The organism is Erythrobacter sp. HI0063, from assembly GCF_001635685.1.
In the GTDB taxonomy this organism is placed as follows: domain Bacteria; phylum Pseudomonadota; class Alphaproteobacteria; order Sphingomonadales; family Sphingomonadaceae; genus Qipengyuania.
The window spans coordinates 32,656-47,838 of record NZ_LWFF01000313.1; the positions used below are offsets into that span (position 1 = coordinate 32,656).

The 15,183-nt window shown below is 64.9% G+C and carries 14 protein-coding genes and 1 tRNA gene; 2 read left to right on the top strand and 13 right to left on the bottom strand.

Features of this window, described 5'->3' with window-relative positions; translation table 11 throughout:
• Positions 1-91 precede the first annotated feature (91 nt).
• From A3736_RS11255 to A3736_RS11300, 10 genes are all read right to left on the bottom strand, one after another.
• Positions 92-1,054: a hypothetical protein gene (locus tag A3736_RS11255; RefSeq protein WP_067683006.1), complete on the bottom strand. Its 963-nt coding sequence runs from the start codon at positions 1,052-1,054 to the stop codon at positions 92-94.
• Positions 1,054-1,758 carry a DsbA family protein gene (locus tag A3736_RS11260; RefSeq protein ID WP_067683008.1) on the bottom strand — a complete coding sequence of 235 codons (705 nt, stop codon included), beginning with the start codon at positions 1,756-1,758 and terminating at the stop codon, positions 1,054-1,056. Before A3736_RS11260 ends, A3736_RS11255 begins: the two co-directional genes overlap by 1 nt.
• 14 nt (positions 1,759-1,772) lie before the next feature.
• A complete protein-coding gene (locus A3736_RS11265; protein ID WP_067683010.1) occupies positions 1,773-3,128 on the bottom strand; it encodes a M48 family metalloprotease in 1,356 nt (451 codons plus the stop codon).
• A gap of 10 nt (positions 3,129-3,138) precedes the next feature.
• Positions 3,139-4,083 (bottom strand): alpha/beta hydrolase, encoded by a 945-nt coding sequence (locus A3736_RS11270; protein ID WP_197465586.1) that lies wholly within the window; start codon positions 4,081-4,083, stop codon positions 3,139-3,141.
• A gap of 26 nt (positions 4,084-4,109) precedes the next feature.
• On the bottom strand, positions 4,110-5,255 hold the full coding sequence (locus tag A3736_RS11275; RefSeq protein ID WP_067683014.1) for an App1 family protein: 1,146 nt from the start codon (positions 5,253-5,255) through the stop codon (positions 4,110-4,112).
• 69 nt (positions 5,256-5,324) lie between these two features.
• Positions 5,325-7,136, bottom strand: a complete 1,812-nt coding sequence (locus A3736_RS18280) for a hypothetical protein (protein WP_067683016.1) — start codon at positions 7,134-7,136, stop codon at positions 5,325-5,327.
• Between the two features lie 107 nt (positions 7,137-7,243).
• A complete protein-coding gene (locus tag A3736_RS11285) occupies positions 7,244-7,711 on the bottom strand; it encodes a DUF2141 domain-containing protein (RefSeq protein WP_067683018.1) in 468 nt (155 codons plus the stop codon).
• A complete protein-coding gene (locus tag A3736_RS11290; protein ID WP_067683149.1) occupies positions 7,708-8,391 on the bottom strand; it encodes a sterol desaturase family protein in 684 nt (227 codons plus the stop codon). Before A3736_RS11290 ends, A3736_RS11285 begins: the two co-directional genes overlap by 4 nt.
• 88 nt (positions 8,392-8,479) lie before the next feature.
• Positions 8,480-9,013, bottom strand: coding sequence for an MmcB family DNA repair protein (locus tag A3736_RS11295; protein ID WP_067683020.1), 534 nt, complete (start codon positions 9,011-9,013; stop codon positions 8,480-8,482).
• 48 nt (positions 9,014-9,061) lie between these two features.
• Positions 9,062-9,481 carry a hypothetical protein gene (locus A3736_RS11300; RefSeq protein WP_082851454.1) on the bottom strand — a complete coding sequence of 140 codons (420 nt, stop codon included), beginning with the start codon at positions 9,479-9,481 and terminating at the stop codon, positions 9,062-9,064.
• Positions 9,482-9,606: 125 nt separating this feature from the next.
• On the opposite strand from A3736_RS11300, the gene A3736_RS11305 reads away from it, so the two are divergent.
• A tRNA-Arg gene (locus tag A3736_RS11305) sits at positions 9,607-9,683 on the top strand.
• Positions 9,684-9,720: 37 nt separating this feature from the next.
• Here A3736_RS11305 and A3736_RS11310 read toward each other — a convergent pair.
• From A3736_RS11310 to A3736_RS11320, 3 genes are read right to left on the bottom strand one after another with little or no spacing between them, the layout of a single operon-like run.
• Positions 9,721-11,034 carry a PepSY domain-containing protein gene (locus A3736_RS11310; protein WP_067683023.1) on the bottom strand — a complete coding sequence of 438 codons (1,314 nt, stop codon included), beginning with the start codon at positions 11,032-11,034 and terminating at the stop codon, positions 9,721-9,723.
• Positions 11,031-11,624 carry a hypothetical protein gene (locus tag A3736_RS11315; protein ID WP_067683025.1) on the bottom strand — a complete coding sequence of 198 codons (594 nt, stop codon included), beginning with the start codon at positions 11,622-11,624 and terminating at the stop codon, positions 11,031-11,033. The genes A3736_RS11310 and A3736_RS11315 overlap by 4 nt, the downstream gene beginning before the upstream one ends.
• Positions 11,624-13,738: a TonB-dependent siderophore receptor gene (locus tag A3736_RS11320; RefSeq protein ID WP_067683027.1), complete on the bottom strand. Its 2,115-nt coding sequence runs from the start codon at positions 13,736-13,738 to the stop codon at positions 11,624-11,626. The genes A3736_RS11315 and A3736_RS11320 overlap by 1 nt, the downstream gene beginning before the upstream one ends.
• Before the next feature lie 171 nt (positions 13,739-13,909).
• On the opposite strand from A3736_RS11320, the gene A3736_RS11325 reads away from it, so the two are divergent.
• Positions 13,910-15,079, top strand: coding sequence for an alpha-hydroxy-acid oxidizing protein (locus A3736_RS11325; protein WP_067683029.1), 1,170 nt, complete (start codon positions 13,910-13,912; stop codon positions 15,077-15,079).
• Positions 15,080-15,183: the final 104 nt, after the last annotated feature.

Below are 15,183 nucleotides of genomic sequence, written 5' to 3' on the forward strand. Positions count from 1 at the left end.
AGCGGTCGAAAGGGCGCTTCTTGCCGTGCCGGAACCGATCCGAAACACAGTGGCGGCCAGCCGGACGCATAAGGCGACAGCCGAATTCCCCCTAGTCCGGTATCGCCATCCGCACGAACCGCCGCGACCAGTCCGCCTCGCCATCCTCGGCCAGCGCGGCTTCCAGCGTCGCGATTTCCGCTTCGATGAATTCGACGCGTTCGTCCCAACCGTCATGGCTGCGATCGCGCAGCAGGCCGCCGCCATATTTGGGGCCCCAGCGCGCCATGAAGCGAGCGGCGGCGCGCGGATCGTAACCGGCATTGTAGAGCAGCCACGGCATCATCCGGTCGGCATCGCGCTCGGTCAGGCGGACGAGGCCCTGGCTGCGTCCAACCCTGTCGAACATCTTTCGATGGCCGAGAAGATTGTGCGCCAGTTCGTGCGCGACTGCGGCGGCGAACTGGTCTTCGGGATAGGAGAATCCGGCGAAACCGCGACCGAAGATGACGCGGCTGCCATCCGCGACGGCGCGCTTGCCTCCGTCCAGCACTTCGAAGCGGCTGGGGCAGGCGGGCACGCCGGTCACGGTCGCTTCTCTCGGCAACTCGCCCTTGGCGACCCAGCCGATCCGGATCGGGCCTTGCGCCAGCGCCTCGTCCAGCGAGGCGTTGATGTCCACCATCCGCTCCCAGCGCGGATCGCTCGGCGGATATGTCTCGGCGAGGAGAGCGCCGTTCAGATGGAGCAAGCCGGCATTGCGCGTAAGGCCCGCTGCGACTGCGGGCGATTCCGGCGCCAGCGCCTGGACCGCGATATCGCCGGCCAGATCCAGTTCGGCCCGCACCCGATCGGGCTTTCCGTAGGCAGCGGCATCGTGGAACAGCGCGCCGATCGCGGGCCGGGCATCGGCGCAATAGGGGGCGTTCGCCGTCACGAGCTTCCAGCCGATGCGGAAGAGCTGGATATCGCGCGCCTGCAACGCCTCGATTTCGGTCAGCTCATCGGCTTGCGCCCGAGCGGGTGCCGCTCCGACCAGCGCGAGAGCCAGAACGAGCGCTGCGCCAAGCCGCATCAGCTGTTATCCGCCGCGGCGGTGTCCTGCGCCAGCGCGTCGGCCAGCGCCTCGTAACCCACCGCGCCTTCGAGCACGCGACCGCCCGCGACCCAGCTCGGCGTGCCGGAAAAGCCCAGCTGGCGCGCGAAGCCCATCGTGCGGGCGAGTTCGGCGGTTACTGCATCGCTTGCAGCGTCGGTGCGAGCGCGTTGCAGGTCCAGTCCCGCCTGTCGCGCGGCCTGCTCTACCGTCTCGGGAGTCGGTGGGCCGAGCGCGAACATGGCCTTGTAGAAAGCTGGATATTTGCCCTGCATCGCTGCGGCGAGGGCCATGCGCGCGGCCTCTTCGCTGCCCTCGAAGATCGGCCATTCGCGCACCACCACCTTCACTTGTGGATCCTCGGCGATCAGCCGGGCGATGTCCGGCTCGCTCGCCTTGCAATAAGTGCAGCCGTAATCGGTGAACTTGACCAGCGTGCGCGTGCCTTCGGGATTGCCGAGCACTGCGCCGGGGAAGGGTTCGGTGACTTCGTCCGCCACGCTAGCCAGCCGATCCTGGGCCTGCTGCGCCTGGAAGGCTTCGGCCATTTCCGGCAGAATGTCCGGATTGGCGACGAGATAGCTGCGCGTCTGCGAATGGCCCAGCCCGGTAACGGACCAGAGCGCCGCCCCGGCAAAACCGGCCACCAGCGCGATCAGCGCCGTCAGGAAATATTGCCGCATAAATTCTTGGCCCCTCAGCGCTTGTCCATCTGCTGTTCCAGCAGCGCGCGCGCCTGCATGCCGACATCCTGCGCGCGCAGCCAGTCCGGCGATCCGTTCGGCAGGCCCGCCTCCGCCGCCTGCGCGCTGCGCAGCGCCATCGCGTACTGGCGGCTCATCACCTGCTGTTCCGCGCTGGCGAGGCGCGCGCGGGGCAGGTCGCCGCGAGCCGCATAGACCATGCCGAGCTGGTACCAGGCGAACGGATTGTACCGGTCGCGCGCCACCGAAGCCCGCAGCACCTGCTCCGCCTCCTCGAAGTGATCCTTGTCCTCGGTCGCGATCAGGGCATGGCCGAACATCGAAGAGATCAGCGGATCGGCCAGCGTCAGCTCGGTCGCCTTGCGCAGCGGTTCGAGCGCTTCTTCCGGCCGCCCCGATTCGAGCAGCACCTGCCCCTTCAATTCGAGGAAATACGGATCGTCCGGCGCGCTAGCGAGCAGCGATTCGGTTTCGGACAGAGCGCGATCGACCTGCGCGGACTTATGATAGGCATAGGCGCGGGCATAGCGCGCGGGCAGGGTCTGGTCGGTCTGCGGATAATCGCGCAAGGTGTAGCGCGGCTCCGCGATATAGCCTTTCAGCTTGGCCTTCACCCGCGCGAACTCGCTCTCCCATTCGGAATTGAGCGGCGCATCCCAGGCCGGGTCTTTTTCATACACGCCGCGCAAAGTCGCGATGCGATCGCCCGAAAGCGGGTGCGTGCGCGTGAACGCCGCATCGTCGGACTGGCTGTAGCCATAGCGGTATTCGCGGTTCTGCAATTTGCCGAAGAAGCTCAGCGATCCGCGCCCGGAAATCCCGGCATCGGACAGATATTGGGCGCCCGCCATGTCGGCGCTGCTTTCCTGCACGCGAGTGAAGGCTAGGAACTGGCCCAGCGCCGCCCGCTGCCCCATCATCATCGCCGCCATTGCGGCTTCCCCCGCCCCGGCCAGCGCGGCACCGATCCCGGCGAGAAGGGAGAGCAGGGTTATCCCGCTCGCCGCCTTCATGCCCTCGCCGTAGCGCACGATGTGGCCGCCGGTGATATGGCCCAATTCGTGCGCGATAACGCCTTGGACTTCATTGGCGGTGTCCGCCGCATCGATCAGGCCGGAATGGATATAGACCGCCTGCCCGCCCGCCACGAAGGCGTTGATACTGGGATCGTTGATCAGGACGATATCAACATTGCCGGGTTCGAGCCCGGCGGCTTCCACCAGCGGTTCCGAAATGTCGCGCAGGAACGCTTCGGTCTCCGCATCGCGCAGGATCGACTGGGCGGCGACGGGCTGCGCGCTCGCGAGCGTGAGCGCGACGAAGGCGAGCAGGAAGGAGAGAGCGCGCATGGCGAGCGTGCTAGCGGGTTTTGCCCTGAACCGGAACTGAAGCCTGCCCTTGCGGCCCCGTGCGGTTCGCCACGAAGGCGAGAATCGGATCGAGCACCTTGTCGCCCTGCGCGAAGGGTTTGGAGAGGCCCATCACGATCCCGGCATGGCTCATCACGTCGAATTCGATCAGCTCGACCGCGCCGCCAGCCGCTTCGATGGCGGCGGCCAGATTGCGCGCATTATAGGGGCGCACGGTCTCGTCGGCGGTTCCGTGCATCAGCAGGAGCGGTGGCGCACCGGCGAGCGTTTCGCGTGTGCCATAGGCGATCGGCTGAGTGATGCGTCCGTCGGCGACATGGCCGAAGGCGTTCTTCGAGGATTCGGTGTCGAAGGGATAGAAATCGGCCGGTCCCGCCAGGCTGACGATGCCTGCAACGCTGTCGCGCGGGACGCCTGCCGCGCGCAGGAATTGCGGATCGAGTGCGAGCATCAGGACATTATATGCGCCTGCGGAATGGCCGATCAGGATCGTGCGCCCGGCATCGACATTCATCTCGTCTGCCCGGCTGCGCACCCAGGCAAGGCCAGCGGCACTGTCCTCCAGCATGGCGGGATAGCGCCCTTCCGGCACCAGCCGATAGCCGACCAGAGCCGTTGCGATTCCTCGCTCTCCCAGACTGCGCGCGACGAAGCGGTAATCCTCCGGCGCGCCCGAATTCCAGCCGCCGCCATGGATGAACACGGCGAGCGGGAAGCCGCCCGCAGGCGCTTCGCCTTCCGGCACCCAGATTTCGGCACGCTGCGCTTCGGCCGGGCCGTAGTTGCCCCGTGCCGCCAATTCGACATCGCGATCGCGAGGAAAGCGCGCGTCGATCCAGTCGAGCGTGCCTGCCGATCCTGCCGCCACGGCCCAGCGCCACAGGGCAAAGCCCCCCAGCGCCAGCAGCGCGATCACGATCAGGGTCCAGCCCATCTTTCCCGGTCTCCGCCGTGTTGCGCTCATATCGCCCCCTCTTCCGCCGCGACCGTATCGCCTTTTCCGGTCCGGTCCACCATGCGAACGATCTCTTCCGCCTCGCCGTCCTGCGACAGCCCGATCGAGCCGAGAAACTGGTGGCCGGTCTCGTAATCGTCGCCGAGCCACAACGGCACGTTCGCCGATTCGATCGTCGCCTTCGCCTCGCGCTCTTCGGGCGTGAAGGGATCGCCCGCGCGGCGGATGAAGACCGCGCGAATGCGACCGGGATGGTCGGCCACGACCTTGGCGAAAGCCACGAGATCGCCCTGCGTATCGTCACCGATCAGAGCGAAGCGCATATCGGGATAGGTTTCGATGATCCGGTGGATCGCTTCCGTCTTATGCGCGCCATGGCTGCCCGATCCGAAGGTTTCGCGGTTCAGCCCCCAATCGCGCAGCATCAGCGGGCCGAGCGGCAATTTGCGGCTCTTCATGAAGGCGACGAGATAGGAAAACAGGTTCCAGGGGCTGGAGCTGACATAGAAGAAGGGATGGTGCGTCGCGGGCAGGCGCTCGCCCGCCGAACCGTCCCCTTCCATCAGAACCGCGCCGCCGCCCAATGCCGTGTAGAACACGTCCGCCTGGGGTACGAGCAGGCGCTCGTCGGGCATCTGCATCAGGACGCGCCGCCAGTTGCGGGCGATGGCGCGCAGATTGCCGCTAATGCCGGTTTCGATCACCGTATCGTCGATATCGCTGATGACGCCCAGCGCAGCATCGCGCCCGGGAACGAGCACATGCCCGTCCACCGCCTGTCCGCCCTCGCGATTGTCCCAGTGAAAAGTGACCACCTCCCACACCGTGGTTTCGGACAGGTCGGCGGGCGGATCGAGCGCGATGTCGAAATGGGCATAGCCCTCATCGTCGGTCAGGGCGCGATGGCGGTGATTTCGTCCGTCGGCGTGGCGCAGTTCCAGCTCGACCGTCACGTCCGCCACTTCGCGCGAAGCGAACTGGGCGATCATGGTGCGAAAGGCCTGCCAGCGCCCGCTGGCCCGGAACCGCGCACTTGCGTCGCGCTTGCCCGAACGAAGGGCGCGGCATGAAATCGTCAGGCGGTCGCGATTGCGAAAGCCGAAATAGGGCTGGATGCGGATCGGAGGCGCGCGAAACGGAGCGATGGGCATGAGGCGGCGCTAGCGGCCTGCGCCAGCGCTGTTAAGTCTTCGCGCCTTCGAGTTTCGCGAAGAGCGCCGTCAGGCGAGCTTGCGCGCAGCGCGCTCGATCAGCGCGATATCCTCGGGCACTTCCCCGATCACATCGAGCGTCCCGGTCTCGTCCCTGCGGATCACGACGAGCGCGAATTCCGGGCCGTCGGGCGCGAGGTCGGCCAGATCGATCGGGTCCATCCGGCGGAGGATTTCCGCCAGCTCCGCGCGCACCGCAGGCGCGTCCAGCGCGGGCTTGCCCGCTTCTTCGCGGCGCAGGCGGCGTTCTTCGCGCACCACGCCCTTGAGCCCGCCTTCGGCTTCCATGAGGAATCGGGCGAGCGAGCCGCGTGCAAGCTTGGTGCGATGGGCATGCGACAGCACTGCGGCATATTCGGTCAGGCGGGTCTTGTCGTAATCGGCGCCGAAGACCAGTTTGACCACCGGAGTCATCGGCGCGCGATCCTGCACGGTCAGGCCGTTATCGGCGATGATTTCGGCAAAGCCTTCGGGATCCGATTGCGCTTCCAGGCTGAAATCGTAGGCGCGCCCGACAGCGTTGTAGAGGGCGGTCCGGCTGCGGTCTTCGCTCGACTGTGCGGCATGGGCCAGGTCGCGCGCTTCGGCGAGGCAGTCGTAAAGGCCTTCAGGTTCGCTGTGGTCCAGCTCGACGGGCGCCGCCTCTTCGAACGGCTCGACCACCGGTTCGGGCTCGTAGGCCTGGGGGATCGGCGCCGCGGAAGGCTCGGGGAAGTCGCCCATGGTGTTCTGGGACGGCATGATCACTTCGCTCGCGCGCCGCGTGCCGCGCGACACCAGCGAGGCGAGGCCTAGACCGACGCCATCGTCGGCCAGCGGATCGACGACATCGTCGACATCCTCGTAATCGGGTTCGTCCCATTCCTCGGCCAAGCCGTAATCGCTTGCGCGCTCGCCTATCGCCCAGCTTTCACTGTCGTCGCTTTCAGCCTCTTCGCCGGACGGATCCGGCTCGTTTTCCGCTTCTGCCGCGTAATCGGGTGTGGGCAGAGCAGGGCGCTTGATGCGGGCGGGCCGATCTGGCGAAGCGGTGCCGAAGGATGGGCGAGGAAGCATATCCACCGCGGCGTCGGGTTCGTCTTCGCTCTCGTCTTGGCTCGGGGCAAAAGTGCCCAGTTCGAGCACGTCGTCGGGCGCTTCGTTCGGCAGAGAAACCCCTTCCAGGGCCTGGCCGATTTCCAGCAGCAATTCGTCGGCCATCGCCTGGTCGGCGAGTTCCTTCCAATTGATGACGCCGTAGATGAAGTCGATCTTCGCAGGCTCGCCCGTGGCGCGATTGTCGTCCGGCTCGCTTGAATAGGGAAGCAGGATACCGCGATAAAGCGCGGTGTTGCCACGCTCGTTCAGAAACTCCGCCTCGAACCCGATGGGGGCCTGGTTCGCGAGGATCTGCATGTAATGATCGGTAATCCGGCTCAGCAGCGATCGGCTGGGCACGTCCGACAGGCGCGCCATTGCGTCATCGGCGCTACATTCCTTGGCCAGTTCCGCTCCGATATGGCGCAGCACCGGATCGTCCAGCCCGTCGGAGAAATCGAGCAGCACCGAATAGGGGCCGAAATCCTCGATCGATTCGGGGTCGAGCGTGTCGATCGAGGGAAAGGCGTTGTCGCCAAGCTGGCTCGCCCAGAGATTGTAGGCGCGCACCTGCATGCGGCGCTCGTCCTGTCCGACCGGGCTGGGCGGCCCGAAATCGTCGCTGTCGTCGTCTTCGTAGGCGCTCTCGTCGTCGAGATCGAAGGGATCGGCGAGCGGATCGCTGTGCCGATCGGGTTCGAAGCCCCCGTCATGCGCGCCGAATTCGCCGCCAAGCCTGTCCATCGCCGGTACCGCCCCAATTCCATTGCAAATCAGGGTCCGCTTGTGGCGCGTGCGTGGTAAAGATACGATTAAACATGCCGGGGGCGAAAGCGTCGGCCCGTGTCGCTTCAGAGCATATACCGCATCTTGATCGGCAGAGTGCGCGGCGCGCGATCGATCTGGACCGCCGCATCGTCGAAAACCGGCGGGCCCATCTGCACTTTCGCATCGCGCGAGAAGCCGAATCCCTCCTTGGGCATCATGCCCAGCGCCCGATCGGCCTTGCCGTTCGCGTTCTCGTCATGGAGCAGCGCCACGGCATAACGGCCCGGTATGACATCGGCGAAACGCACGGTGACCGTGCCGCCATGCGCGTCCACGATCGCGCTATAGGCATGCGCATCGCCGCGGCATTTGGGAAAGCGCGCCGGATCGCGAGTCATGCAGGCTCTCACCACGCCCTTCGCATTGCGCAGATCGCTGATCGCAAGCGTGACGGTGGTGCCCGTGTCCGCCGTCGCCTGCGGCGCCGCACCCGCCACGAGACATGCCGCCAGCGGAAGCGCCGCCAGTCTAAGGCCGCTCCGCGCCGTCATGCGTTGGGACTCAGGCCCCGATCGGTCCCGCACAAGCGATCCCAGAAGCGAAAATACAGTCCGTAATTGCATCGATACTCTTCATGATGACGCTGGTGATGGCTCGCCGTTATCAGCCACCCGCCTAATTTCGAATGAACCAGACGGCGCGGAAACATCTCCCACCCCATATGGTTGGTCACGCCCATCACCGTCATCACGCCGAGCACCACGCCCAGCATCGCGACATGGATCGGGATGAGGAAGACCAGCGCCGGGATCACCACGGCCCCGGTCAGCGCCTCGTAAGGGTGGAAGCTCATCGCCGCCCAGGCGGTGGGCGGGCGGCTTGCATGGTGGACCGCGTGCATCTTTCGAAACACCTTGGGGCGGTGCATCCAGCGGTGGGTCCAGTAGAACCAGGTGTCGTGCGCGAAGAGGTAAAGCAGCACCGAAACTGGCGCGTACCAGAGCGGATAGGCGCTCCAGTCCTCGTAGATGCGCGTCCATCCCCGCTCCTGCCAGCCCCAGGCGACCAGGCCCGCTGGTATGCCGAAAACGGCCGCCGATACCAGCGACCAGCCGATCTCGCGCCGCATCTGCGGGCCGAGCCGGTCGTGGATGCCCGGCACCCGCCGCGCGCTGATCCAGGCGAACAGGCCGCTCGACGCGAAATAGCGCACAGCGACGATCGCGGTCATCGAAAGGACGGAGAGGAGGATGGCGAGCGACGTCACGGCGCCGCTATGCCGCAATCCTGCCGTAACGAGAAGGGCTTGCGCCGATTCGTCAGGCGATGTCGCCGGTTCCCCACGGTGCGCATTCGGGATCGGCGGCAACGGTGAGGCGCCGCAGCGCCGTGCGCGACAAGCGCTCGATCTCCACCTTGCGCCGCGCTGCGGCCAGCGGATTGAGCGGCGCGGGCCGCAGGATTTCCGCATCGTAGCCATCCGCCACGATCACGCCGCAGCAATCGGGTCGATAATCCTCGCTGTCGAGCGGGCTGCGATCGAGGCCCGGCGGGACACCCCAGAAGAACCGGTCGCAATGGTCGAGATAGTCGGGCCATTTCCCATCGCCGAGCAGATCGCCGCGCTGCACCTTGACCTCCACGATCACGACCCGGCCTTTCGCATCGACACCCATCAGATCGGCGCGCCGCCCGTTGCGCAGCGGCATTTCGGGCAGGCACCAGATGCCGTTGCGCGCAAACAGCCGCATGATCCCGCGGCACACATCGCGCGCGATCGGAGCATCGGCTGAATCGTCGAGCGGGGTGTTCGAGCGCTCCGGCGATCGGGCGAGGGCGGCTGATTCGGGCATGGCGCTTTGGCTGGAACAAAATGCGAACCAGGTCAAGCGCGCGTGAGGCTATGCCGCCAGCCGGTCGGGCTCCAGCACGGCCAGGATCGCAGCCCGCGCGCCATGGAATTCGCGCCACAGGGTCAGGGCCGCAGGCGTTGTGTCGGCCCCGGTTCCTGCCGCCACGATCAGCGCGCGCAGGCCGGTCTGCATGACGTAGGCCAGATCCTCGATCCCGGTCGCGATCTCTTCGCCGCGCCACCCCGCCACTTGCGATGCCCGCGCCGGGAATTGCGCGATGGCGGGATCGAAGCTTTCGTGGCCAAGCTGCGCGAGTTCGGCAACGGCATCGGCCGCCGCGTGCACCGCTTCCCACCGCGCGGCGAGCAATTCGGCACGCGCGGTGTCGGCTCCGCCATCGGGGGCGGCGCCAAGCGGCGGAAGCATGGTCGCTCCGGCCAGATCGAATTCGTGATTGATCGCGGACATGGACGAAAGAGTAGCGCGAACAGGCTTACCGAATTCCTAAGAGCTGATTCGCCGGGGCCGATCGGCGGCCAGGGCACGAAGCCTCTGGCGCCCAGCCCCCGCCTTTGCTAGAGGCCCGCCGCTCGGCACCCGTAGCTCAGCTGGATAGAGCGCTGCCCTCCGAAGGCAGAGGCCACAGGTTCGAATCCTGTCGGGTGCGCCAGCTTCATTCGATGGTTTGGACGTTTGCGGCTGATTGTTCATGCAGTCGGAACCCTGATATATCCTTTCAGGACGCCTCCCCTTCGTTTGAAGCGCAGCAGGTTCAGCGCAAGTGCGAGCAGGCAAACTGCCCAGAAGATCGCGACGAACGGCGCTCCATTTCCCATGGCCAGGCGCGACAACAGCGTCGCAGCGACTCCGGCGGGTACTCCGACTACAAAGCCCCACCACGCCGCGCGAAGAAGTTCCGATGGCCTTGCGGCCCGTTCGCGCTTGTCGAGCCAGATGAACGTGCCGGTCGCGACCACCACCGTCATCGCCAGGCCGAAGAGAATGTAAGCGATCTTGACCGGCAGCCCGCCGTAATTGCCGAAATGGAGATTATAGGTGGACGCGGCCAATTGTTGCCCCACCGTCCCATCCGCCAGGCCGACGGTGCCGCGAAACTCGCCCTTGCCGGAAAAGGCATAGTATTCGCCGAAGATCAGGCGCCGGGGATGTTCGGCGATAATCTGGACGTGCTGGCCCGCAGTGCCCGGATCGTGCAGGATCACGTAATAGGGAATGGTCTGCGGGAATTCGCGCTCCATGAAGGCGAGTGCAGGCGTGACGTCCGCGATCGGCGCGGGCGCAGGATCGCCTTCGGGCTCGGCGCCGAATACCGGAGCAAGCGCCGCTTCGCTGTCGCCACCATAGCCGCTCGACGCAAGACCGACCCCCGAAATGTAGAACAGTCCGATCATCGCTCCTGTGAGCGCAATCGCCAGAGCGAAGGGAATGGTCCACACTGCCAGCCGGTTGTGCCAGTCGAGCGTGGCGACAGCGTCCGCCCTGCGCGCACGAAGCCGGAAGGCGTCGCGGAAGATGCGCGGGTGGGCGACAATACCGGAGATGGTGAGCGCGACCAGCATGGCGCCGAAAAGTCCCACGAGCGACATTCCGATCACTGCGGGCAGATTGAGGCGATAATGCAGTGCCAACAGAAACTCGGCCCAGGCGTTTTCTTCCGGCATCGCGATGGCGCCGCTCCGGTCGATATGCACCGCTTGCGTATCGGTGGTGATCGTGGCGCGCGGCAGATCCCGGGTTGGCAGATGGACGTAGAGATGCGTGGTGGTCGGGCGATCGCTTTCGGCGGCGAGCACGTTCTCGATACCGCGCTGAACGCTGGCAGGTGCGATGGCGGTCATTTCAGGCGCGTCGTGCTGTTCGAGCCTTTGCCACTCTTCGTACAGGACGATCGCGGTGCCGGTGGCGCAGATCAGATAGAGCAGTGCGCAGCAGATCAGGCCCAGCGCCGAATGCGCCGAGATCGCCTTGCGAACGGTCTGTTTGGATAGTGCGATGGTCATACCGTACCGTTCTGGAGCAGGAGGAAGGGTGCCGAAACGGCGGCAACGCCCATCACCAAGGCGCATTGCCTTATGCGCCGCGACATCATCAGCAGCGCGAAGGAGAGGATGGGCCAGGCGATCGGAACGGTTGCGAGGACGGCGACATTGCCATCCGCCTCCGCGCCTCCGGCCATCAGGACCATGGCTCTCACGGCGAGCGCCAGCAGCACGCTCGCGGCCAATGAAATCGGCCCGGCAAGCGCGAAGGTGACCAAGCCCGATCGCCGTTCGGGGGCGGTCTCTTCGATAGTCCGGGGGCTGGTCCTGGCGATTTTCGCCCGCCCCTTTGTCGCCCTCCCTTTGCGTGCCGGCTTGGCCGCCGCAAAAGCGAGCACGACGAATGCGGCGAACATGATGACGAGCACGGTGGCGGCGATCCCCCACTCTCCCGCAGCGGCGTCGCCTGCGAGAACCGCGGCCAACAGTGCGCCCCAACCGGCGATGTTCCACGCTCTCGAACGGGCAGGCCGTTCCCAGGACAGGCGCAGGACGGCTACGCCGGCGATTGCCAGCGCAGCCGCCATCCAGAGCAGGGCATCGCTTCCCATCAGAAGCTGACGCTCAGCGAGCCGTTTATGCTGCGCTTCTCGCCGGGAAAGCAGTCCCCCCGCACGAGGCAGACCGCGAAATACTCTTCATTGGTGACATTGCGCGCAGTCAGACGAAACGCGAACCGGTCGAATTCGTAGCCGAGCGACAGATCGCCCACTGTCCGCCCATCCGTCCGATACGTCAGCAGAGTGCCGTCGAGCGCCGAAATGCCGTTGCTCTCGTTTCCGGCGACATAGCGGATACCGCCGCCCAGGCTGAGGCCGTCCAGCGCGCCATCGAAATTATAAAGGGCGAATAGCGAGGCCTGCCAATCTGCAATCGAAGTCAGGGCGAAACCGTTCGGATCCTCTGCGTCGAGATAGCTCGCATTGGCATCCAGCCTGAGCCCGCCGATCAGCGCATTGCCTTCGAACTCGATTCCGCGAACCTTGGATATCCCTTCCTGCTGGCTGTTGCCGCCCAACAGCGAAGCAGGGTTCGGCAGGTTGGACACTTCGATATCGAAACCCGACAGCGTGACGAGGGTGTTGATGCCGGGGGGCTGCCATTTGATACCCGCTTCGTATTGGCGCCCTTCCTGCGGCAGCAATTGCCGGTTCGTAAAGGTATCGATGCCGACGACCGGTTCGAAGCTTTCGGCATAGCTCACATAGGGAGAAATGCCCGCGGGGCCGCGCCACAGCAGGCCGAAGCTGAGGCTGGTGGCGTCGTCCTCTTGCGTGGTGCCGTTCTCCACCCGATTTTCGACGCTGTCGAACCTGACGCCCGCATTGGCGACGAGCGAGCCCCAGTTCAGCTGATCCGAAATGTAGAAACCGGTCGAATCGACGTAATTGCGGGGCCTGTTGCGCTGGAATTGGCGGACCTCGTCCACGCTGAGCACATTGCGGTACTGCGGGTCGAAGGCGTTCAGCGTGCCGCCATTGAAGATATAGGCAGTGTCGGAATCGGTGAACACGTCCTGGCGCTGGACGCCGACAAGCATTTCATGCCGGATCGGGCCGGTGGAGAATTCGCCGCGCAGGCGGGCATCCACCGCGAGCTGTTCGCTGCGATTGTCCGCGAGGTAATAGGTCCAGGCGCCGTCGCCATTCGCGTCTATGCGAGGGACGCCATTGCCCTGGAAGGCTATCCAGGCTTGCCGATAATCCGCCTGCGAATCGACGAAGCGACCGACGGCCTCGAAAGAGAACGCATCGCTCAGGCGCTGTTCGAGAAGAAGTGTCAGCGCGAAGCTGTCCGTATCGTAGGCGTTGAAGCCGGGCGCACCGTGATAGTCGTAAGGATCGATTTTCTGTCCGCTGGCGGAAGGGAACAGCGTCCCCGTAACCGGCAGGAACTGATGCGCGGTGTCGGACCGCTGTTCGGAATAATTGGCGAGGATCGTGAACTCGGTACCGGTTGCGGGGCGCAGGGTGAGCGCAGGCGCGATGACGAGCTTGTCGTCATTGACCTCATCGATCTGGCTATCGGCATCGCGCAGGATACCCACGAACCGGAACTGCGCCTGATCCTCAGCACCGGGCACCGCAATATTGATATCGGTCGCGATCTGCTTGCGATCGAAGCTGCCGTAATCGAAGCGTAGCTCGCCCTTGGTTACGCCATGCGGGCGCTTGGTGACCACATTGATGATACCGCCAGGCGAACCCGCGCCGTAGAGAACCGAGGAGGGGCCTTTCAGCACTTCCACCTGCTCCAGCGTGTAGATGTCCTGCCGGGTCGTGTTGTAGAACCCGAACAGGTATTGCAGATTGTCGCGATATTCGGGTGCATCGAGCCCGCGCACCTGCGCAAAATCGCCACGGGTGGAAAAGCCGAACGGTTCGGCCGTAACGCCGGCCGAATAGGTCAGCGCATCGTCCAGCGACTGGGCTCCTTTTTCTTCGAAATCCTGTTCCGTCTCGATCGAAATGGACCGGGCGGTCTCGACGATCGGAGTATCCGATTTGGTGGCCCCGAAATCGGTCAGCCTACCCGTAACGATGATCGTTTGCTGATCGGCGTCGTCGTCGGGATCGCCAGTCTGGGCAGATTGATCCTGGGCTGCAACGGACGATGCGGAGGCAAGCGCGAAAATTGCCGTCGATACGAGGAAAAGCGGTTTCAAAATGAGCTCCCTGAATGAAATCTGACCGCCTGCTAGTGCGAGTCATTCTCATTTGCAACTGTAGTGATCCTACGGCCATCGATTTTGTCGGGGCTTGGTAAGGCTGCTGGTTCCCGCTAGCCTTGAAGAATGGCGGGCGGACAAAAGCTTGCAGCGAGGAAGGGGAGGCTCATGGCCCATTACGGCGATATGCAGAATGCCATCTACAATGCCGGCCTCAGAGGTGTTCTACCCGATTATCCGGTCGATTTCGCTACGCTGGAGGCTCGCGCGCAAAAGGCGCTTTCCCCTTCGCTGCTGAATTACGTGCAGGGCGGCTGCGGCGACGAATACACGCAGGATCGCAATGCGGAGGCGTTTCGCCATTGGGGCATGGTGCCGCGCATGCTGGTCGATTGTTCCGAGCGCGATCTGTCGATCGACCTGTTCGGCCTGAAGCTGCCATCGCCGATCTTCATGGCTCCGATCGGTTTGAACGGCGAAGTGACGCAGGATCGCAGAGGCGATCTGGCCGCCGCACGCGCTTCGGCCGCTACCGGCGTGCCATTCTGCGCCTCGACCCTTTCGAACAGCCCGATGGAAGAGGTTTGCGCGGCGGCCGGTGACGTGCCCGGTTTCTTCCAGCTCTACACCCCCAAGAACGAGGATCTGACGGCCAGCCTGCTCACGCGTGCGAAGGACGCAGGCTATCGCGCGATCGTCGTCACTCTCGATACATGGGTGACCGGCTGGCGCCCCCGCGATCTCAATTCGGCCAGTTTCCCTCAGCTGCGCGGCAAGGTTCTGCAAAACTATTTCAGCGATCCGGTCTTTCGCAGCCTTCTCGACCGCCCGCCCGAAGACGATCCTGCGGCCGCCATCGCGATGTGGACGAAGGTGTTCGGCAAGGTGCTGACCTGGGACGACATCGCATGGTTCAGAGGCCTGACCGATCTGCCGATCGTGCTGAAGGGTATCTGCCATGGGGAGGATGCGAGGAAGGCCGCCGATCACGGGGTCGATGCGATCTATTGCTCCAATCACGGTGGCAGGCAGGCGAATGGCGGTATCGCCGCGATCGACATGCTTCCCGACGTGGTCGAGGGCGCAGGCGATACGCCGGTGCTGTTCGATAGCGGCATCCGCTCCGGAACCGATGTGGTCAAGGCCATCGCGCTTGGAGCGACGGCGGTCGGCATCGGTCGCCCCTACACATACGGCCTGGCGATCGGCGGAGATGCGGGCGCGGCGCATGTGCTGAATTCCATCCTGGCGGAGGCCGACCTCCTGATGGCCGTGAACGGTTATCCCGATCTTGCAGCGGTGCGATCCGCCGGAGCGTCTCTGAGCCTAGCCCGGTAGATCGTCATCGGCAGCCGATCTCGGGGGCGATCTCGGGGGCCGGATGCGGGCGCGGCATTGCAATTGGGCGCGAAATCGGGTCTGTCGCGGCGGGTTTCAGGCAC